The sequence below is a fragment of the Bacillus sp. PK6-16 genome (genome assembly GCF_056530295.1).
In genome coordinates this window covers 3,860,142-3,881,124 of record NZ_CP096511.1, presented here as the reverse complement: position 1 = coordinate 3,881,124, position 20,983 = coordinate 3,860,142, and the positions used below count along the sequence as shown (strand labels likewise).

The following is a 20,983-nucleotide window of genomic DNA, read 5'->3' as shown; positions in this document are numbered from 1 at the left end:
ATATGGAAAATGCCTTTAAGTTGCTGTATAAAACAATTGAAGAACGAAAGGGAAGCCCACTTCCTGAATCGTATACAAATTATTTATTTTCAAAAGGAGAAGATAAAATTTTAAAGAAGATTGGTGAAGAGTGTGCTGAAGTAATTATCGCATGTAAAAATAATGATAAAGAAGAAGTAGTGAAAGAAATGGTTGATGTATTTTATCACTGTTTCGTTTTATTAGCTGAAAAAAATATTGCATTGGAAGATGTCATGCGAGAGGTGAAAGAACGAAATGGAAAGCTTTCGAGAGTTGGGGATAGAAGGGAAATAGATACATTATAAGGGGGAATGTATATGAAAGTAGATTATCACCTTCACTTAGAAGAAGGACCGTATTCAATAGGATGGCTTGCTAAAATAAATGAAGCGTTGGAATGTTATGAACCGCTTCAAGAAAGGCATTCTATGGATTGGCTTATGAAAACACAAGAGCGTTTGCAAAAACGTGTGAAGGAAGGGCCATTTACAACAGAATGGATAGATCTATATTTAGAAGAAGCTGTGCGAAAAGGAATAAAAGAAGTGGGAATTGTTGATCATCTATATCGTTTTCATGAAGCGAAAGGATATTATGAAAAATATGTAGATATTAGTGATTCTAAGCTCGGTCGTATACAGAAAGAATGGTTAGATCAAGTAAGGGTAGTTTCACTGTATGATTTTACAAAGGCAATTGAAGAGGCGAAAGAACGATGGAGTAAAAGAGGTGTCACACTTAAACTTGGAATTGAAGCGGATTATTTTATTGGTTGTGAAGGAGAGTTAAAAGAATTATTAGCGCTAGGAGACTTTGATTATGTAATTGGCTCCGTTCATTTTCTAAATGGCTGGGGATTTGATAATCCAGATACGAAAGAATATTTTGAGGTGCATGACCTACGCGCATTATATGATATGTTTTTTAAAACAGTTGAGAGTGCGATTCGTACCGAGTTATTTGATATTATCGCTCATCTTGATAATATAAAGGTATTTAATTATCGATTGGATGAGAATGAACAGCTTTCTTATTATGAGGAAATTGCCTGTGCATTAGTAGAAACGAATACGGCAACAGAAATAAATGCAGGATTATACTATCGTTATCCTGTTCGTGAAATGTGCCCAAGTCCACTATATTTACAAGTATTAGCTAAGTATGGTGTTCCAATTACGATTTCTTCGGATGCCCATTACCCAAATGATTTAGGGAATTATGTACAAGAAAATGTACAAACATTACGAGCTCACGGTGTTACTCAGGTTGCAACATTTACGAAGCGAGCAAGAATAATGAGGTCGCTTGAAGAAGAAGTAACAAATTCAAAATGAAACGCAATTTTTTGATGAAAACTGTCCTTTTTGTTCAAAATAAGAAAGAATGAAAAGGAGGGTAAGAAATGGCGAAACAACAAAATAAACAAAATGTACAAGGTGCACAGCAACAAGCTTATACTTCTGAAACGAATGCTGCATCTCAATCGGTTATTGAGGAGCAAATTAGCGATACGGTTGCAGAAGGAACTATTGATGTGAAGCTCGGAAAAGAATCGCAGGAAAAAGCGTAAGAAAAGGGGAGAGTTGCATCTCCTCTTTTTTCATGGAAAAGTGTCGATTTTCAAAACTATAATCAAATTCCTTGGTTTTTATATGTGGATTTCTTACAATGAAATATAAGAGATGTCTTATTTTCTATAGAAGAGGTGTTAGTAGTGGCAAAAATATTAGTAGCGGGAAAAATTCCGGAAATTGGATTAGAACTATTAAAAGATCATAATGTAGAAATGTACAATAAAGAGGAGTTAATTTCTATAGATGAATTAACAGAGCGTGTAAAAGATAAAGATGCATTGTTAAGTTTACTTTCGACAAAGGTGCCAAAAGAAGTTATTGATGCAGCGCCTCAGTTAAAGATTGTTGCAAACTATGGTGCTGGTTACGACAATATTGATTACACGTATGCGGGCGAAAAAGGAATTGCAGTTACGAATACACCGAAAGTATCAACGGAAGCGACTGCAGAATTAACATTTGCACTTCTTTTAGCAGCGGCGCGTAGAATTCCTGAAGGGGATACGTTATGTCGTACGACTGGATTTAACGGATGGGCACCGTTATTTTTCTTAGGACGAGAAGTCCATGGTAAGACAATCGGAATTATAGGTCTTGGAGAAATCGGGAAGGCTGTTGCAAAACGTGCGAAAGCATTTGGAATGGATGTTTTATATACAGGGCCAAATCGTAAGCTTGAAGCTGAAAGTGAACTGGGAGCAACGTATGTGACGTTGGAAGAATTATTACAAACAGCAGACTTTATTACAATTAACTGTGCTTATAATCCAAAATTACATCATATGATTGATGAAGAGCAGTTTAAAATGATGAAGAAAACAGCGTATATTGTAAATGCTTCACGTGGACCAATTATGAATGAAGCAGCACTTGCTCATGCATTAAAAACAAATGAAATTGAAGGAGCAGCTCTTGACGTGTTTGAATTTGAACCGAAAATTACAGAAGAGCTAAAAGAATTAAAGAATGTAGTACTTGCTCCACATGTAGGGAATGCAACATTTGAAACTCGTGATGCGATGGCTGAAATGGCTGTCAGAAATATTTTAGCTGTATTAAACGGCGAAGAGCCAGTAACGCCTGTAAATCAAAAGGTATTAGTTACAAAATAAAAAGAAACCTTCCGGACTCGGAAGGTTTTCTTATTTTTCTTTATTCGCTTTTTTAGACGGTCTTTGTCTAATGAATTGAGATAACATGTACAAAATATATAGTGGAATGGCAATGAATAAGAAAACAGAAAAATTTCCAAATCCTGTTTGATACATTGTAATAATGATTCCAACTAAAAATAGTGTAATAATGATGCTATATCGTGGAATTGGTACATCTTTTAAACTTGGGATACGAATGCGGCTCACCATTAAAAATGCGAACGTTACAAATACGGTAATAAGAACGATTTTTGGAATGGTATGTGAAAATAATGTTAAGAAAGCAACAAGCCCTCCCGCTGCTGTAATCGGTACTCCAGTGAAATATTTCATTGAAGTAGAAGATGGTGTTACATTAAATCGTGCTAAACGATATGCTCCGAAAAGAGGGAATAATCCCGCTATGTATAATCCGATGATTCCGTAGTTTGAGAAAGATGTGTAATACATTAAAACAGCTGGTGCTGCACCAAATGTTACGACATCTGCAAGCGAGTCGAGCTCTTTTCCCATTTGTGAATCAACACGTAATAAACGAGCAACACGACCATCAAGACTATCTAACATCATCCCGATAAGTACTAAAATAGCAGCTGATTTATAATATCCTAAAGATGCATAGCCGATTGATAAAAATCCGCTATATAAATTTCCGAGCGTAAATAAGTTTGGAATAGCTGCTCTATACAAAATCTGATCCCTTGCTTTCTGTAATAAATTCTTAATTAGTGTATGAAAGTTTACTTATTTTATCATACCATAAATTTATTCCTCATACGAAAGAAATTACCAATTTGTGAAAGATTTCATAGAAGGATGGTTCGAAAATTAAGTGAAAATAAAAAGAGGAAGCAACTTGTATAAAGTTGCTTCCTTTACTATTCAAATTTCGTTGTCATCGTTCCGGTTTTATATCGATTATTAGGATCGAAGCGTAATAAATCTCCATAAATTAATTTATCGGAGAGTTTTAATTCTGTTTTTGCTTTTTCAATATACGGCTGACATAACGTCATGTCAGCTTCTTCACCCGTACTTCTTTTGTAGCACATATTTTTTGTATAAACATACTCTTCAGAAACAAAGCTACCATCACGCATTACCATAAGCGGGTCTTTCTCTTTAATAAATAAGTCAGTTCCAAATTCAACGGATTTATTTGTTTTAATACCAAGTAAATGAAGGAGCGTTGGCTTAATATCAATTTGACCGGATACTTTAGAAACAACTTTTCCTTCTTGGCCAGGCACATGAATAATAAGAGGGACTCGTTGTAATTGCATAGAATCGAATGGTGTAATAGTATCTTTTCCTAGGAACTGTGCCATAGCTGCATTATGGTTTTCGGAAATACCGTAATGATCACCATAAATGACAATAACGGAATTATCATATAATCCTTCTTCTTTTAATTGTTGAATAAATAATTTAAGAGCTTCATCTGTGTAACGAACAGTTGGGAAGTAGCGGTTTACAACACCACTTTCCGAGTTGAATTCATCAACATATTGATCTTCCGGATTTAGAAGAAACGGAAAATGATTTGTTAATGTAATAAATTTTGTATAGAACGGTTGCGGTAAAGATTTTAACTTTGGAATAGATTGTTCAAAGAACTCTTTATCTTTTAATCCCCAACCGACAGACATTTGCTCCGTTCCTGCGTAATCATTTAAATTAAAATAACGATCATATCCAAGCGCAGGATACATTACATCCCGATTCCAAAACGTTTTATCGTTTGAATGGAAGACGGCAGAAGAATATCCGTATTTCTTTAATTGTTCTGGTGTCGCTGTGTATTCATTTGTTGCATGAGTAAAGAATACAGAACCACGATCTAGCGGATAAAGTGAGTTTTCAACGATAAATTCAGCATCAGAAGTTTTGCCTTGTCCAGTTTGATGATAGAAGTTATCGAAATAGAAACTATCCTTAATAAATTCATTTAAAAATGGTGTAATTTCTTTTCCATTTATTTTTTTATTAATAACAAAGTTTTGTGTAGATTCCATTGAAATTAAAATTACATTTTTACCTTTTGCAGCTCCAAATAAGTTTTTATCAACTTGTTTGTCTTTTGAGTCTGTATAGTTTTTAATTTCAGAAAACCCATCCCCACTTGCAAATACACGCTCAGCTGAAGACTTGGATTGAAGCGTAATGTCAAATAGATGGTATGTGTATAAACCTAAATTCTTCACGACAGTTTGACGGTCAAATGAGCGCGAGAACATTTGTGGTTTATAAATAACTGATACAACAATTTGTAGTGCTAATAAAGCTGTTACACCGCTAAAGAAAGTTCGCTTCTCTGAGCGGGAAAGTGGTGTTTTGTCGCCAAATGATGGGAATTTACGTGAAATAAACATTAAAATAATTGCATCTGCAAATAAAAGTAATGTTTTGTACGTAAAGAGTTCTTTTATACTTGTCCCTAAATCAGCCATATTGTTTGTTTGGAATAAAACCGGGAAAGTAACGAAATCGTTATAGAACCCATAAAACATTGCGTTTCCAAATAAAATAAATGACAGTATAAAACTGATTCCAATTATAATTCGGTTTCGGTGCTTAGATGCAAGTAAAGCTAAGCCGAAAAATAAAAGTAACGCAGCTAGTGGATTGATAAAAAGCATGAATTCTTCAAAGAAATTATCAATTTTAATATCAAATGCTAGCTTGTACACAATATATGTTTTAATCCATAGTAAAACGACTGCAACGAGTGCAAATCGCAGTTTTGGAAACAGATGTTGTAGCATAATATACTCCTCTCCTAAAAAAGCATGACAGTTCTTGTGAGTCAGTTTGCTTAACGACTCATTTTATATATACGAACAGTCCTTTGTTATTATGATTATTATACTATGAGTATCATTATACGAAAATAAAAGAAGGTTGTGGGCTTTTTTATAATAATCGAGTAGAAAAAGAGTGGTGGGAGACAATAAAACAGAATTTCTATGTATGATAATTATCGTACGCAGAAAGAATCGCGTGATAATACGGAGGTTATAATGCGAAAATTATTATATTTTATAGCATGCAGTAGTGTTATACTTTTTACTTCACCGAGTGTGTCGGTAGCCCAATATGATGCACCTCTTATGGAAGATGCACTTTATTCTGTTTTATTTCCAAAAATAAATAAAGCAATTGAAAAACAATATGGAAGTTTGAAACCTTATCAATGTCCTAAAATTATTAGTTTAAAAAAAGTGTATAGCGGTACATATTTATTTCAAGCAAGTATTGAAGTGACAAAGTATGAACGTGTTGCTGGGAAAATTGCTCCACCATTTGAGAAGGTAACGATTACATTTAATAACGAAGAAGGCGAATGGGAAGTGACAAAGATTTCAGTAAAGCGCTTACCAAATGATACGAAACTAAACTGTAAAAAAACAATATAAAAAATTGTTTGACAAATAAAATGGTCCTTTGGTATTGTTAATAGCAACAATTAGATGTTTGAAAATTAAATAGACTTACCTCATCTACTCTCAAAGGTAGAGGCCGCGATAGGAAAGAGTAAGCTATGGGAGATTTAATGGAATCTGTGATCATAGGTTGAAAGGGACTATTGCCGAAATATAAGAATAACCATCTTATTCATATATTGGGACTGCATTGAATAAATGTAGTACTGTCATAAGATTTATTTTATGGAGAGCTATTTGGAGATGTTGATGCGGTTTCTTATTTTGAGGAGATAACAACTCGTTTATTTTTTCAATATATATTTTTCCTAATAAGAAACGCGTGTGAACATTGTTCCGCGCGTTTTTTGTCTATCTAAAAGCGTGCTGCAATGAATAGAAGATTGGGGTTATGAGTTTTAGAGGAAATAAGGGAGGAATTTAAATGTATTTACACGGCACAAGCCGAATTAATGGGCAAGGACACTTAGAAATTGGAGGGTGCGATACGACGCAGCTAGCAAAGCAATACGGAACACCACTTTATGTATACGATGAAGAGTCTATTCGAGGAAAATGCCGAGCATTTCATCGTGCTTTTAAAGAAAGTGGTTTCTCTTATCAAGTAGCATATGCAAGCAAGGCGTTCTTGTGCATGGAGATGTGCCGAGTAGCTCGTGAAGAGAGTATGTCATTAGACGTTGTTTCTGGGGGAGAATTATATACTGCGCTCCAAGCAGGATTTCCGGCATCACGTATTCATTTTCATGGAAATAATAAAACAGAAGAAGAAATAGTGATGGCTCTTCAGGCGAATATCGGTTGTTTTGTTGTAGATAATTTCTTTGAATTAGAAGTTTTACACGATTTAGCGATGCAACATGGGAAATTTGTGAACATATTAATTCGTGTAACGCCTGGAGTAGAGGCGCACACACATGAATATATTACAACAGGTCAAGATGATTCGAAATTTGGATTTGGTGTTTCAAACGGTCAAGCGATGCAGGCAATTGGATTTGCTTTACAAAAATCAAATTATAATGTGCTAGGGATCCATTCACATATTGGGTCGCAAATATTTGAAACAGCTGGTTTTGTTCGAGCAATTGAAGTTCTTCGCCAATTTTTAGAAGAAGTGAGAGAGCAAACAAACTATGTAGTAAAAGTGTTAAATGTAGGCGGGGGATTTGGAATACGTTACACGGAGTCAGATACACCATTAACTCTTGAGGCATATGTGCGAGCTGTAACAAGTGCAGTGAGAGAACAATTTACTGTATGTGAATATCCATTGCCAGAAATATGGATTGAGCCAGGCCGTAGCATTGTAGGTGATGCTGGGACAACAATTTATACAGTTGGATCTGTGAAAGATATTCCTGGTATTCGGAAATATGTATCAGTCGATGGTGGAATGACAGATAATTTAAGACCTGCTTTATATAGTGCGCGTTATGAAGCGATGTTAGCGAATCGAGGGAATGATGAGAATGAGGAACTCGTTTCGATTGCTGGGAAATGCTGTGAGAGTGGAGACATGTTGATTTGGGATATTCATTTACCGAAAGTCGCTGCTTCTGATTTACTAGCAGTTTCCTGTACAGGAGCATACGGGTACTCGATGGCGAATAATTACAATCGGATTCGAAGACCAGCCGTTGTCTTTGCAAAAGGCGGAACATCGCAAGTAGTTGTGGAACGCGAAACATATGAAAATATTATTGGGAACGATCGCATACGTATTAAAGAGCTTGTCTAAATAGGAAAAGGAGTTGTTCGAATGGGCAATTCCTTTTTTATAAAATAAAATAATTAAAATATATCGGAAAACTAGGATTGAAAAAAATCAGAATTGTGATAAAATACAAATACAAAGCTTATCAAGAGAAGCGGAGGGAACTGGCCCGAAGAAGCTCGGCAACCTGCTTATAGAAAGCAAGGTGCTAAATCCAGCAAAATGGGATCCATTTTGAAAGATAAGGTAAAATATATTACCGAACAGTCTTTTCGAAATGGGAAAGATTTTTTTTATGAATAAAAAGGGGGGGCTGTTCGCGTGAGTGTACGGGAACATTTTGATGAAGTATCCGAGAAGATTGAAGCGATGCTTGCTGATATGAAATATGGTTCAATTACAATTGTTGTGCAAGATGGAAAAGTAATTCAGTTAGAGAAAAGTGAAAAAGTACGTTTAAAGTGAAAAGCGCTGACTAGAGAAACTAGAGGCGGTTTTAACCTATTTTCATTAGGTTAAAACCGTCTTTTTGCTTTTACAGGGGGAAAAAACATGTTGACGTATGAAACGTGGGAAGAAAATGTTGTTTCGTTTTCGGAAGAAGATGAAACAAAAGGTGCGTTATCAGTATTAAATTGGGCTTATAAAGAATATAAAGATGAGGTTGTCTACGCATGTAGCTTTGGGGTGGAAGGTATGGTATTGCTGCACATTATAAACCAAGTAAATCCATCTGCTAAAGTTGTATTTTTGGATACAAATGTTCATTTTCAAGAAACGTATGAATTAATTCAAAAAGTGCGGGAACGATTTCCTTCATTGAATATTATAGAAAAACAGCCAGAACTTACACTTGATGAACAGGCGAAGTTGCATGGTGAAAAACTGTGGGAGAGCAATCCGAATCTTTGTTGTAAGATTAGAAAAATTTTACCTTTAGAAAAATCATTAGTCGTGGAAAAAGCATGGATATCGGGCTTAAGAAGGGAACAATCAGAAACACGTAAGCATACAAAGTTTATAAATCAAGATCATCGTTTTCAATCTATTAAAGTTTGTCCACTCATTCATTGGACGTGGAAAGAAGTTTGGCGATATGTATACAAACATAGCTTGCCGTATAACCCGTTGCATGATGTTGGCTATCCAAGTATTGGGTGTGAGAAATGTACGTTACCTGTAGGGGATGGTGGCGATTCAAGAGATGGTAGATGGGCTGGAAAAGTGAAAACTGAATGTGGTCTTCATTACCAATAAGATGAATCTTGAAATAAAGCTAAGAGAGGATATAGAAAAATGAGCATAGTAAACGAATTAGTAAACCGTATAGATGAGACATATGACGTATCACAAATTGAAAAAGAAATTAAATTAGACAATATTGCGTTAAGTGATTTAGAACTATTGGCGACAGGTGGATATAGCCCCCTTACTGGTTTTTTAGGGAAGGAAGATTATGATTCTGTTGTAGAAACGCTTCGTTTAGCAAATGGTAGTGTGTGGAGTATACCGATTACATTACCGGTAACAGAAAAAGTCGCAGAAAGCCTGAAGGTTGGAGAGGAAGTAAAGCTTGTCAACAATGGAAATATATACGGTGTCATTCAAATAGAAGATATTTTTGTACCAGATAAAGAAAAAGAAGCGTTACTTGTATATAAAACAACGGATGAGGCTCATCCAGGAGTGAAAAAATTATATGAACGACCAAACGTTTACGTTGGAGGAACTATTATTCTAACAAAACGCTTTGAAAATAATCAATTTCCTTCTTATCATTTAGACCCAATTAAAACGAGGGAAGCATTTAAAAAACGTGGGTGGAAAACAGTGGTCGGATTTCAAACGAGAAACCCGGTACATCGTGCCCATGAGTATATTCAAAAATCTGCTCTTGAAATTGTAGATGGTCTCTTTTTAAATCCGCTCGTTGGAGAAACGAAATCGGATGATATTCCTGCTGATGTAAGAATGGAAAGCTATGAAGTACTTCTTCAAAACTATTATCCGAAAAATCGTGTCTTTTTAAGTGTATTTCCTGCTGCCATGCGTTACGCAGGACCAAGGGAAGCGATATTTCATGCGTTAGTAAGAAAGAATTTTGGATGTACCCACTTTATAGTAGGGCGTGATCATGCTGGAGTAGGAGATTATTACGGAACGTATGAAGCGCAAGAAATCTTCACAAATTTTACGATAGAAGAGTTAGGAATTACACCACTATTCTTTGAGCATAGTTTTTACTGCACGAAATGTGAAGCGATGGCTTCAACGAAAACATGTCCGCACGGAAAAGAAGATCATGTTATTTTATCGGGTACGAAAGTAAGAGAATTATTAAGAAACGGTGAGATTCCGCCAAGTACATTTAGTCGTAAAGAAGTAGTGGAAGTGCTAATTAAAGGCTTGAAAAAAGAAGTAGTAACAGAATAGGGAGAGAACGAGATGGATACGAATATTACTTGGCATACAGCTTCGGTTTCAAAAGATGAGAGAAGAGTGAAGAATGGACATCATAGTTTTGTAATTTGGTTTACTGGTTTATCAGCTTCGGGTAAATCTACAGTAGCGAATGCGGTCGCTCGTAAACTGTTTGAAAAGAATATTGGAAATTATGTGCTGGATGGGGATAACATTCGCCACGGTTTAAATAAGGACTTAGGATTTTCTGAAAGTGATCGCATGGAAAATATAAGACGTATTGGCGAAGTGGCAAAGTTATTTGTAGACCAAGGAGCAGTTGTCCTTACAGCATTTATTTCACCATTTCGAGTAGACCGCAAACAAGTAAGAGATTTATTAGCGGCAGATGAATTTATTGAAATTTTTGTGAAGTGTCCGATTGAAGAGTGTGAGAAACGTGATCCGAAAGGACTTTATAAAAAGGCAAGAAAAGGTGATATTAAGGATTTCACAGGTATTGATTCGCCTTATGAAGAGCCAGAGCAAGCGGAATTAATTGTAGAAACGCACAAATATTCTATTGAAGAATGTGCAGAACAAATCGTGAAGTACTTACAAGAGCGTAGTTTTATATAGGGGGATAAACAATGAGTTATGAAAAAGTGTGGGCTAACAATGAAAAATTAAATCAGACCGAGAAAAATAAATTAGAAAAAGATGGCTTAGAAATTTTTAATGATATTCCTTACTATGCGGAAAATGGTTTCGAATCTATTCCGAAAGAAGAGTGGGATGCCTTTAAATGGGCAGGCTTGTATTTACAAAGACCGAAAGAAGCTGGTTATTTTATGATGCGGGTAAATATTCCGTCAGGGATTATTACAAATGCACAGGCAGAAGTACTTGCTTCTATCGCTGAAGATTATGGACGTAATGTAATAGATATTACGACGAGACAGGCGATTCAGTTTCACTGGTTAGAAATTCAGCAAATTCCAGATATTTTTAAAAGATTAGCAAGAGTTGGGTTATCTTCAGCGGGGGCTTGTGGTGATATAACGCGGAATATTACAGGTAATCCGCTTGCTGGCATTGATGCAAATGAACTATTCGATACAACGCATATTGTAAAAGAAGTATATGATTACTTCCAACATAATGAAGAGTTTTCTAACTTGCCACGTAAATTTAAAATGTCTATTAGTTCTAATATTTATAATTCAGCAAACGCAGAAATTAACTGTGTTGCATTTACGCCTGCAACGAAAGAAATAGATGGTGAGAAAAAAGTTGGTTTTCATATAAAAGTAGGTGGAGGATTATCAGCTCGACCGTATTTAGCTGATGAATTAGATGTATTCGTTTTACCAGAAGAAGTGAAGGCGGTGGCGATTGCGATTGCTACTATATTCCGTGATTTTGGATATCGTGAAAAACGTCATTTAGCTCGGTTGAAATTTCTTGTTGCGGACTGGGGAGCAGAGAAATTTAAAGAGAAACTAATAGAGTATACAGGGCCTTTACAAAGTAAAGGGGAAAGTGCACTCAAAGGATGGAATGCAGGCTATTTTTATGGTGTTCAAGACCAAAAACAAAAGGGATTAAAATATGTAGGTTTTAATGTACCGGTAGGTCGTTTACATGCAGAAGAAATGTTTGAGATTGCAAGAATCGCAAAGCAATATGGAAATGGACAAATTCGTACATGTAACTCGCAAAACTTCATTATTCCGAACGTTCCTCCAGAAAATGTAAAAGGATTACTTAGTGAACCGCTGTTTGAAGCGATATCTGCTAGCCCGAAATCATTTATTGGTCATGCGGTTTCATGTACCGGTATTGAATATTGTAATCTTGCACTAGTAGAAACGAAAGAAAGATTACGAAAAATTGCAGAATACTTAGATACACAAATTGCACTCGATGTTCCAGTTCGAATTCATATGGTAGGCTGCCCGAATTCATGTGGTCAACGTCAAATTGCTGACATTGGGTTACAAGGGGTGAAAATGAAAACGAAGGAAAAAGGTATTGTTGAAGCGTTTGAAATATACGTAGGTGGAACATTGTTAGATGGCGGTGCCTACAATCAAAAGTTAAAAGGAAAAATAGATGGCGAGGATCTACCTGATGTACTCGCATCATTTATAAGTTATTTCAAAGAGAATAAATTACCAGCCGAAACATTTTATGATTTTGTAGGTCGTGTTGGTGTAGATACATTACAAATAGCGTTAAATAACGTGCTAGAAGAAGTAATAGCGTCTTAGGAGGGACGATATGGATTTATATCGATTTGAAGCTGTGTTAGTAAATAGTATTGTTCCGATTGTTGTTGTTGCTCAAAGTGAAGAACAGGCATTTAAGCTTGCGGAGATTGAGCTTGAAAAGCATTTTTTACCGTTGCCAGAGGTAAAAGAGATTTCTTTGTTTGAAAAAAAGAAGATTCGAAAAGGTGGGGCATTTGTTATCCATGAGTAGAGATCAGTAATACGAAAAAATAAAAACTTCCATTCTTATATACGAATGGAAGTTTCATTTTAATAGAAGAAATGAGGAGAGATGATGGGAAAGGTTTATATTGTTGGAGCGGGTCCTGGCGATCCAGATTTAATTACTGTTAAAGGGTTGAAATGTATTGAGAAGGCAGATGTTATTTTATACGACCGACTTGTGAATAAAGAGCTGCTTTCATACGCAAAGCCTGACGCGGATTTAATTTATTGCGGAAAACTCCCGAATTATCACACGATGAAGCAAGAGACAATTAACACGTTTCTTATTAAGTATGCGAAAAAAGGAAAAGTTGTAACGAGGCTTAAGGGCGGCGATCCATTTGTGTTTGGTAGAGGGGGAGAAGAAGCTGAAGCATTAGCAAAGCAAGGTGTACCATTTGAAATCATTCCTGGTATTTCAGCTGGAATAGCTGCTCCTGCTTATGCGGGCATTCCAGTGACACACCGTGATGCAAGTGCAAGTTTTGCTATTGTGACTGGGCATAGGAAAGAAGGTGCTGAAGAAGAAGTGAAATGGGAAAGTTTAGCGAAAGGTGTAGAGACTTTAGCGGTATATATGGGGGTTAGTAATTTGCCCTACATATGTGAGCAACTTATGAAGCATGGAAAAGATAAAAGTACGCCAGCTGCTATTATTGAGCAGGGGACGACGTCTATGCAACGCACAGTTGTTGGAACGTTAGGGACAATTGTAGATGTTGCGAAAAAAGAGCAAATTCAAAATCCGAGTATGATTGTAATTGGAGAGGTTGTCCGTTTTAGAGAAAAAATTCATTGGTTTGAGAAGCAGACAGAAAATGCTTATCAAGTAAGTGGAGTGTTGTAAAATGAAAGCCGTCTTATATATATGTCATGGAAGTCGTTTGAAGACAGCGAAAGAAGAGGCGATTCAATTTATTACATCGTGCATGAGCCGTATAGAAGCGACTATTCAAGAAGTTTGTTTTTTAGAGTTAGCGAATCCTTCTATTGAAGATGGTTTTCGTACATGTGTGAAGCGTGGGGCCACTGAGATTATTGCTATCCCTGTTTTTTTATTAGCGGCAGGTCATGTAAAAAAAGATATCCCTTTTGAATTGGAAAAGTTAACTAATCAATTTTCGGATGTTAAAGTGACCTATGGTAATCCGTTTGGTGTATCAGAAACACTTGTTAAATCGGTGTATAGCGGAAGTGGCATCGAACAGGAAGATAAAAATGAAGTGACGTTACTTCTTGTTGCAAGAGGGAGCAGTGATCCTGAAGTATTAAGAGATATAAACTGGATTGCTTCTTTATTTCAAACAAAAGAGAAGGTTAAAAAAGTAGAAGTTTGTTATTTAGCGGCTGCAGAGCCAAAATTTGAGGAGAAGTTAAAGGAAGTTGTAGAACGAAAAGAAAAGAACATCGTTGTACTGCCTTACTTGTTATTTACAGGTTTACTTATGAAACATATTGAGAAAGAAGTGCGCCAATATGAAGTGGAAGAGATAAAAATCAGTCCATATTTAGGGAAGAATGAAGCGTTTCAAGATATGTTAATTCAGAAAACGACGGAGTTATTGAAAGGAGATCAGTATGTATCCACTTACAGTGCGAGTTAATGAGAAACGCGTTGTTGTTATTGGCGGGGGAAAAGTTGCAGGATTTAAAATTATTCCTTTACTCAAACAGGGTGCGGATATAGTTGTGATAAGTCCAGAATTAGATGCGAATTTAGTAAAACTTGTGGAAGAAAAGAAAATTCGTTGGTATCAAAGAGAATATGAAAAAAGTGATATTAAAAGTGCTTTTTTAGTTGTTGCAGCGAGTAGTGATTCAATATTAAATGAACAAGTTGCTGAAGATGCCGCTGAGAATCAATTAGTAAATGTTATTACAAATCCGGAAAGTGGTAATGTTCATTTTCCGGCAGCGATTCATCGTGGTTTACTTAATATAGCAGTTTCTACTGGGGGAGCGAGCCCGAAGCTCGCAAAAAAAATTCGAGATGATATTGCAAATAAATATGATGAGACATATGAATCGTATTTAGATTTTTTATATGAAGTAAGGTTGAAGTTAAAAGATTTACAGTTAGAAAAGAGGGAACGAAATATATTGCTCCAAGAAGTGTTGAAATCAGTATATGTGCAAAATGAGGGGAAAAGAGAAAGTTTTTTACGAGAATTAGAGGAAAAGGTTTTAAAATAATAAAAGATAAAGTGCGCTTTACAAATATAAAAATATAATTTATAATCACAAGTAACTTCAATAGATGAAATCGATGAGCAAGAAGAGTACGTATATTTGATGCGTTCAGAGAGCTGGGGTTAGGTGGGAGCCCGGTACGATAAAATATACAGAATGGGCTTGCGAGAGGTATGTTGAACATTGTAGTAGGCAACCCGGGTTCCGCCGTTAAAAGGATAGAGTATCGGAATTATTCCTGTACTTGAACAAGTGGGATTTATCAATCCAATTGAGGTGGTACCACGGTATTTACATTACATATATCGTCCTCTACATGCATATTTGCGTGTAGGGGACTTTTTTATTTTCTAAAGGAGGTGTGCGAGTATGAAATGAAAGTGTATAATTAACAAAAGTTTAAATATTCAGAAAAGGAGAATTTATGATGAAAGAAACACAGCAATGGACGTCGAAAATAGGCTTTGTACTCGCAGCAGCCGGAGCCGCAGTAGGTCTTGGTGCGATATGGAAATTTCCATATGTTGCAGGTAATGGAGGGGGAGGCGCATTCTTCCTTGTATTTTTACTATTAACTTTATTTATAGGTATGCCCCTTCTAATAGCGGAGTTTGTTATTGGACGTAGCACGCAAAAAGAGGCGGTTACAGCTTATAAAGTACTAGTGCCAAATAGCAAATTATATCCTTGGATTGGTCGTATGGGAGTTGTTACTTGTTTTAGTGTACTATCTTTTTATAGTGTTGTAGGTGGATGGATTTTACTTTATTTATATTATAGTGTGACAGGAAGTTTCTGGAATGGTGCAGCTGATTATGGACAATTGTTCGGTGAAACGATTTCAAATCCATTAAGTGCGATTGGAGCACAATTTATCTTTATGCTTTGTACGATTTTTGTTGTAAGTAAAGGTGTAGAGAAAGGTATAGAAAAGGCAAGTAAGTACATGATGCCGCTATTATTTATTTTATTTATTGCGATTATTGTTCGTGCGCTAACACTCGATGGTGCTTTTGCTGGAGTAGAGTTCTTCTTAAAGCCAGATTTTTCAAAGCTTACAGCAGATACGATTTTATATGCAATGGGACAATCTTTCTTCTCGCTAACAGTAGGTGCCTCAGTAATGGTAACGTATAGTTCGTATTTAAAGAAAGAGGAACATTTAACGAAATCAGCAACATCTATTGTAAGTTTAACTGTTTTTGTTACAGTACTTGCAGGATTAGCAATTTTCCCAGCGATTTTCGCATTAGGAGTTAAACCGACTGAAGGACCAGGATTACTGTTTATCGTCCTTCCGGCAGTATTTGCAAAAATACCATTTGGTCAATTTTTCTTTATTATGTTTTTAATTTTATTCTTCTTTGCGACTTTAACATCAGCAATTTCAATGCTTGAAATTGTAGTAGCATCTGTTGCGAAAGGTAATGAGAAGAAGCGTCCGTCAGCATCATTATTAATTGGTATTCTTATTTTTGCAGTCGGTATTCCATCAGCGTTATCATTTGGGATTATGAGTGACGTGAAAATATTTGGGAAAACGTTCTTTGATTTAGTCGACTTTTCGGTAAGTAACGTATTGCTACCGTTAGGAGTACTAGCTATTTCATTATTTGTACCAAATAAAATGAGTAAAGAATTGTTGATGAAAGAATTAGAAGTGACGGAAACGAAAGGGAAAACGTTATTTAACATTTGGTTCTTCTTACTTCGTTATGTTATTCCGGTAACTGTAATAATTGTATTTTTAAATGCGATAGGTGTATTTAAAATGTTTGCATAAAAAAAGGCGGGGATTTCCCGTCTTTTTTTATGTTGATGAATGTAATAGACGATTATACGCTTTATAGGCTGTGGTGACTGCGAGGAATGAACCGATTAAAAATAAAACTGAGCCGCCAAATGTAAATATCCGGCCAATATACGTTTCTCTAGCTTCTTCTATTTTTTGTTGTAATTGCGTATTCATATGGATCACCTCGTAAACTATAGGCATTTAGTTATAGTCTATGTAGAATGCCTATATTGTGTGAAGTGTAAATGAAAAACCTCGGTAGGCACCGAGGTTTTTTATAATCCGATATAAGGAGATGGGTCAACTGCGTTTGTCTTGCCGACATTCCATTCTCCAAGATGAAGTTCGAAGTGTAAATGTTGTCCGTATGATTGGCCCGTATTCCCCATAAATCCAAGCTGATCGCCTTGTTTTACAGTTTGTCCATTCGATACAGAACGACTATTCATATGAGCATATACTGTCGTATATGTTTTTCCGTTTATACGGTGAGATAAATACACTACGTTTCCGTAACTAGATGATAATTCTGAGCGAATAACAACGCCATCTGCAGCAGCGATAATTGGAACCGTTCCCGAAGCAGCGATGTCAATTCCTTTATGGTTATCTAAAGAACGTACACCAAATCCGGAAGTTTTTGATCCAGCTGCTGGTTTGATAAAACCACCGATATTTGTATCATGTGGTGTTGGGGCCGCTTGAGCAGATTTAGTAGCTTGTTGTTTGCGAGCCTCTTCTGCCTGGCGGACTTCTTCCGCTTTACGAGCTTCTTCCGCCCGTTTTTCTTCTTCAATTGCTTTTTGAACAGCTTGACGTTGATTTTCTAAAATGCCCTTGGATTCTTCTAATCCTTCAATCTCTGAATCTACTTTTGCTACTTTCGTATGTAGATCGTTAATAAGAGTTTGTTGCTGTTGTTGATTATTTTGTAATTCTTGTTGTTTTTGTTCTAGTTTTTGTTCAGAGTCTTTCAGTTGTTGTTCTTTTTTCTCAACAGCCTCTTTTTCTGTCGTTACAGCATTTTGATCAGATGTTTGTTTTTTTACAATATCTGTATCGTTGTTTAATATTAAACTTACGGAGTACATATTATCAACAAGATCAGCAATGTTTGTAGAGTTTGTTAATACTTCTGTAATGATATTTGTACGCGGTTTTTCTTGCATAGATTGTAATCGTTGTTTAATAACTTCCTGACGTGTATCTATGTTTGTTTGTAATTGTTCTATATGTTTCTTTTTGTCAGTAATTACTTGTTGTGTTTTGCTAATTTCTTTTTTTGTATCGTTTAATTCAGTCTCATTTTTATTAATGGAAGTAGTTAATTCATCGATTTTCTTCTGTAATTCTTGAATTTCTTTTTCTATTTGTTCTTTCTCGACTGATTTATTTTGTAAGTCACTTTGTTTGCCTTCTAATTCAGATTGAATGTTAGATAATTTATCTTGATTCGTTTCAGCGTATACGGGTGAAAGTAACGGGGAAGCAAAAATCGTTCCTGCTGCTAAAACGCTAAACGCTGCAAATTTCTTTTTCATTGTTGTCTGACTCCTTTCCCTATGAATGTTATATATCATAAGAAGAAGGGTGTCTATCGTTGTAATCATAATGTAAAGAAAATTTTATAAAATTGCTAAGTTTTGTCGGAATTTATCATTTTTCAACTGTAATTGTCATAGTGCTTACATTTTATTCATATGTGTAACAAAGGTAAATTTTGGGATTTATCTGTGAAATGAAGGAGGAAAGTAATCGTTTTTATGAGGTGAAATATTACTTTGAAAGCTAATAAAACACTAGTAAGGAATCGTTCTCATGTTAGGTTTTCTAACATGGGTCTGCTTTTTGTCAAGAAAATTATTTGTGTTCGGGCAAAGTTATTTTGTTGTCAGATTTAAATTTTTGATTTATGATTTTTAACAGGGACAAAATGTAGTGAATTGTCGAATAATATGTAATACTCTTAATTTCTTAGTTTTATAGAGATAGAATGAGAGATAGAGTGACACATCGAAGAGGGGGTTACAACAAATATGAAAAGAATAGGACTTGCATGGCAAATATTAATAGGACTTGCGCTTGGTATTGCGGTTGGTGCGATTTTCTTTGATAATCCAGCTGTTGTGAAGTACTTACAACCAATTGGTGATATTTTCATCCGATTAATTAAAATGATCGTTGTACCGATTGTTGTAGCAAGTATTGTTGTTGGGGTTGCTGGTGTTGGCGATGTTAAAAAACTAGGTCGACTAGGCGGAAAAACAATTCTTTACTTTGAAATTATTACAACAATTGCAATTATTGTTGGTCTATTAATAGCGAATATTTTCCAACCAGGAAAAGGCGTAAATATGGAGCAGTTAACAAAGACAGATATTTCGAAATATACACATACGACAGAGCAAGTACAAAGTCATTCATTTGCAGATACATTTGTAAATATTGTTCCAACGAACATTATGAAGTCGTTAGCTGACGGAGATATGCTTGCTATTATCTTCTTCTCTGTACTATTTGGTTTAGGTGTAGCAGCGATTGGTGAAAGAGGAAGACCAGTTCTTCAATTTTTCCAAGGTGTAGCTGATGCAATGTTTTACGTAACAAACCAAGTTATGAAATTTGCACCATTTGGTGTGTTTGCACTAATTGGTGTTACAGTTTCTACATTTGGTCTTGCTTCATTAATTCCGTTAGGGAAATTACTAATTGTCGTATATGGAGCAATGATTTTCTTCGTCGTAGTTGTCTTAGGACTTACAGCGAAAATATTTGGAATTAACATTTTCCAATTCTTTAAGATTTTAAAAGACGAGCTGATCTTAGCGTATTCTACAGCAAGCTCAGAAACAGTTTTACCAAAAATCATGGAGAAAATGGAGAAATTCGGTTGCCCGAAAGCAATTACATCTTTCGTTATTCCGACAGGTTATTCATTTAACTTAGATGGATCAACTTTATATCAAGCAATTGCGGCTATTTTCTTAGCGCAAATGTACGGTATTGATTTATCTATTACACAACAAATTACATTGTTGCTTGTATTAATGGTTACATCAAAAGGTATCGCAGGTGTACCGGGCGTATCATTCGTTGTATTATTAGCGACACTTGGTACAGTAGGTATTCCACCTGAAGGCTTAGCGTTCATTGCTGGTATTGACCGTATTTTAGATATGGCTCGTACAGCAGTTAACGTTGTAGGAAACTCTTTAGCAGCTGTAGTTATGTCTAAGTGGGAAGGTCAATATGACGCTGAAAAAGGACAAGCTTATTTAAAAGAGATTTCTGAAAAGGGTCAAGCGGCTTAATTATAATATGAACAAGCTCTCACATAATATGTGGGAGCTTTTCTGTATATAGAAGAGGAGCAGACATAATGAAACGAAAATATGGTGACGGTTCTTCGTGGAAGAGACTAATAGAAAAGAGTTATACGGTTAAGCAAGTGGAAGAGGGAATGCTCGGAATACTGGATATAAAAAAGGTGAGAGAGCCTAGTTGTAAAGAATATGATGGTAAAGAAATTTGTATTGCAAGTGATGGGTATACGTGGGTTCAATATTTCATTAATGGAAAGAACTTTGCGATTACAGCTATGTTAGATGATAGGCACAATTTAGTGCAATATTATATTGATGTGACGAAAGAATATGAAATAGACGATCGTGGTTTACCGTATTTTGATGATTTATATTTAGATGTAGTATTATTACCCAGCGGTAAGGTGTATATATTAGATGAAGAAGAGCTAGAGGATGCTTATAAAAGTGGCGATGTCACGAAGGAAGAGTATGAGTTAGCTTGGTACACTACGAAATGGATATTAGCAGCAATAAAAAATAGTGAATTTTATTGGATTTCAATATTGGAAGAAGAAATCGAAAAGTTAAAATGATTGTTGTATTCGAATTTTTGTATAATTACCAAAAAAATCTATACAAAAAATAATTGACTTTTGTTTTGTAAGCGAGTAAAGTTAGGGAAGAAATTATTATTAAAAAATAAATATGAAACCTTCTTATAAAGAGAGGCGGAGGGACTGGCCCTACGATGCCTCGGCAGCGGACTCGATTTCAGAGTGCTGTGCCAAATCCAGCAAGCATGTGCTTGAAAGATGAGAAGAGCGTTTCTTATAGATGTATAAGACCTCTTCTCATCGGAAGAGGTCTTTTGTTATTCATTAGAAAA

22 protein-coding genes, 3 riboswitches and 1 other annotated feature are annotated in these 20,983 nt (G+C 35.6%); of the genes, 18 read left to right on the top strand and 4 right to left on the bottom strand.

All coding sequences use genetic code 11. The features are described 5' to 3' along the window. Positions 1–2 precede the first annotated feature (2 nt). The 4 genes from hisE to M1D66_RS19810 all read left to right on the top strand — a co-directional run bounded on the left by hisE (position 3) and on the right by M1D66_RS19810 (position 2,707). Positions 3–326 carry a phosphoribosyl-ATP diphosphatase gene (hisE, locus tag M1D66_RS19825; protein WP_000426358.1) on the top strand — a complete coding sequence of 108 codons (324 nt, stop codon included), beginning with the start codon at positions 3–5 and terminating at the stop codon, positions 324–326. A 12-nt stretch (positions 327–338) separates the two neighbouring features. Next, the gene (locus tag M1D66_RS19820) at positions 339–1,355 is read left to right on the top strand and encodes a histidinol phosphate phosphatase domain-containing protein (RefSeq protein ID WP_242285241.1); all 1,017 of its coding nucleotides are present in this window, start codon (positions 339–341) and stop codon (positions 1,353–1,355) included. A 68-nt stretch (positions 1,356–1,423) separates the two neighbouring features. Beyond that, the gene (locus M1D66_RS19815; protein ID WP_001118878.1) at positions 1,424–1,591 is read left to right on the top strand and encodes a YozQ family protein; all 168 of its coding nucleotides are present in this window, start codon (positions 1,424–1,426) and stop codon (positions 1,589–1,591) included. 144 nt (positions 1,592–1,735) lie between these two features. Beyond that, positions 1,736–2,707 carry an NAD(P)-dependent oxidoreductase gene (locus M1D66_RS19810; protein ID WP_242285243.1) on the top strand — a complete coding sequence of 324 codons (972 nt, stop codon included), beginning with the start codon at positions 1,736–1,738 and terminating at the stop codon, positions 2,705–2,707. 30 nt (positions 2,708–2,737) lie between these two features. Here M1D66_RS19810 and pssA read toward each other — a convergent pair whose 3' ends face one another. Beyond that, entirely contained in the window at positions 2,738–3,439 is a 702-nt protein-coding gene (gene pssA, locus M1D66_RS19805; protein ID WP_000285417.1) for a CDP-diacylglycerol--serine O-phosphatidyltransferase, read from the bottom strand. A 188-nt stretch (positions 3,440–3,627) separates the two neighbouring features. After that, positions 3,628–5,514 carry an LTA synthase family protein gene (locus M1D66_RS19800; RefSeq protein ID WP_000939078.1) on the bottom strand — a complete coding sequence of 629 codons (1,887 nt, stop codon included), beginning with the start codon at positions 5,512–5,514 and terminating at the stop codon, positions 3,628–3,630. Positions 5,515–5,769: 255 nt separating this feature from the next. Between M1D66_RS19800 and M1D66_RS19795 the strand changes: the two genes are divergently transcribed. The 12 genes from M1D66_RS19795 (at position 5,770) to M1D66_RS19740 (ending at position 16,780) form a co-directional block, all read left to right on the top strand. Further along, positions 5,770–6,165: a DUF3888 domain-containing protein gene (locus tag M1D66_RS19795; RefSeq protein ID WP_001228823.1), complete on the top strand. Its 396-nt coding sequence runs from the start codon at positions 5,770–5,772 to the stop codon at positions 6,163–6,165. 89 nt (positions 6,166–6,254) lie between these two features. Then, a riboswitch (Lysine riboswitch) is annotated at positions 6,255–6,436 on the top strand. Between the two features lie 180 nt (positions 6,437–6,616). Continuing rightward, positions 6,617–7,933, top strand: a complete 1,317-nt coding sequence (gene lysA, locus M1D66_RS19790) for a diaminopimelate decarboxylase (RefSeq protein ID WP_242554710.1) — start codon at positions 6,617–6,619, stop codon at positions 7,931–7,933. Positions 7,934–8,048: 115 nt separating this feature from the next. Beyond that, positions 8,049–8,157, top strand: a riboswitch (SAM riboswitch). Positions 8,158–8,230: 73 nt separating this feature from the next. Continuing rightward, positions 8,231–8,374, top strand: a complete 144-nt coding sequence (locus tag M1D66_RS19785; protein WP_000116158.1) for a YezD family protein — start codon at positions 8,231–8,233, stop codon at positions 8,372–8,374. An 87-nt stretch (positions 8,375–8,461) separates the two neighbouring features. Next, complete coding sequence (locus M1D66_RS19780; RefSeq protein ID WP_000959020.1) at positions 8,462–9,166, top strand: phosphoadenylyl-sulfate reductase; 705 nt, start codon at positions 8,462–8,464, stop codon at positions 9,164–9,166. Positions 9,167–9,205: 39 nt separating this feature from the next. Beyond that, entirely contained in the window at positions 9,206–10,342 is a 1,137-nt protein-coding gene (gene sat / locus M1D66_RS19775) for a sulfate adenylyltransferase (RefSeq protein WP_242554709.1), read from the top strand. 12 nt (positions 10,343–10,354) lie between these two features. Then, positions 10,355–10,948 (top strand): adenylyl-sulfate kinase, encoded by a 594-nt coding sequence (cysC, locus tag M1D66_RS19770; protein WP_000380499.1) that lies wholly within the window; start codon positions 10,355–10,357, stop codon positions 10,946–10,948. A gap of 11 nt (positions 10,949–10,959) precedes the next feature. Continuing rightward, positions 10,960–12,582: a nitrite/sulfite reductase gene (locus M1D66_RS19765; RefSeq protein ID WP_000119621.1), complete on the top strand. Its 1,623-nt coding sequence runs from the start codon at positions 10,960–10,962 to the stop codon at positions 12,580–12,582. A 10-nt stretch (positions 12,583–12,592) separates the two neighbouring features. Then, positions 12,593–12,793: a DUF3906 family protein gene (locus M1D66_RS19760; protein WP_000366914.1), complete on the top strand. Its 201-nt coding sequence runs from the start codon at positions 12,593–12,595 to the stop codon at positions 12,791–12,793. 84 nt (positions 12,794–12,877) lie between these two features. Further along, positions 12,878–13,654, top strand: a complete 777-nt coding sequence (gene cobA / locus M1D66_RS19755; RefSeq protein WP_000521262.1) for a uroporphyrinogen-III C-methyltransferase — start codon at positions 12,878–12,880, stop codon at positions 13,652–13,654. Between the two features lies 1 nt (position 13,655). Then, positions 13,656–14,411 (top strand): sirohydrochlorin chelatase, encoded by a 756-nt coding sequence (locus M1D66_RS19750; RefSeq protein ID WP_000648887.1) that lies wholly within the window; start codon positions 13,656–13,658, stop codon positions 14,409–14,411. Then, positions 14,386–15,000 (top strand): NAD(P)-binding protein, encoded by a 615-nt coding sequence (locus tag M1D66_RS19745; protein WP_000283356.1) that lies wholly within the window; start codon positions 14,386–14,388, stop codon positions 14,998–15,000. The genes M1D66_RS19750 and M1D66_RS19745 overlap by 26 nt, the downstream gene beginning before the upstream one ends. A 64-nt stretch (positions 15,001–15,064) precedes the next feature. Continuing rightward, positions 15,065–15,313: a binding site (T-box leader), on the top strand. 111 nt (positions 15,314–15,424) lie between these two features. Continuing rightward, positions 15,425–16,780, top strand: coding sequence for a sodium-dependent transporter (locus M1D66_RS19740; RefSeq protein ID WP_065223950.1), 1,356 nt, complete (start codon positions 15,425–15,427; stop codon positions 16,778–16,780). Between the two features lie 27 nt (positions 16,781–16,807). Here the strand turns inward: M1D66_RS19740 and M1D66_RS19735 are convergent, their stop codons facing one another. Then, complete coding sequence (locus tag M1D66_RS19735) at positions 16,808–16,966, bottom strand: hypothetical protein (RefSeq protein WP_001096001.1); 159 nt, start codon at positions 16,964–16,966, stop codon at positions 16,808–16,810. A 101-nt stretch (positions 16,967–17,067) separates the two neighbouring features. Further along, positions 17,068–18,333, bottom strand: coding sequence for a murein hydrolase activator EnvC family protein (locus M1D66_RS19730; protein ID WP_242554708.1), 1,266 nt, complete (start codon positions 18,331–18,333; stop codon positions 17,068–17,070). Positions 18,334–18,828: 495 nt separating this feature from the next. Between M1D66_RS19730 and gltP the strand changes: the two genes are divergently transcribed. Next, complete coding sequence (gltP, locus tag M1D66_RS19725; protein WP_000821130.1) at positions 18,829–20,103, top strand: glutamate/aspartate:proton symporter GltP; 1,275 nt, start codon at positions 18,829–18,831, stop codon at positions 20,101–20,103. A 68-nt stretch (positions 20,104–20,171) separates the two neighbouring features. Then, positions 20,172–20,690: a ribonuclease FAU-1 family protein gene (locus M1D66_RS19720; protein WP_000824668.1), complete on the top strand. Its 519-nt coding sequence runs from the start codon at positions 20,172–20,174 to the stop codon at positions 20,688–20,690. A gap of 120 nt (positions 20,691–20,810) precedes the next feature. Beyond that, a riboswitch (SAM riboswitch) is annotated at positions 20,811–20,916 on the top strand. The last annotated feature ends 67 nt before the right edge of the window (positions 20,917–20,983 follow it).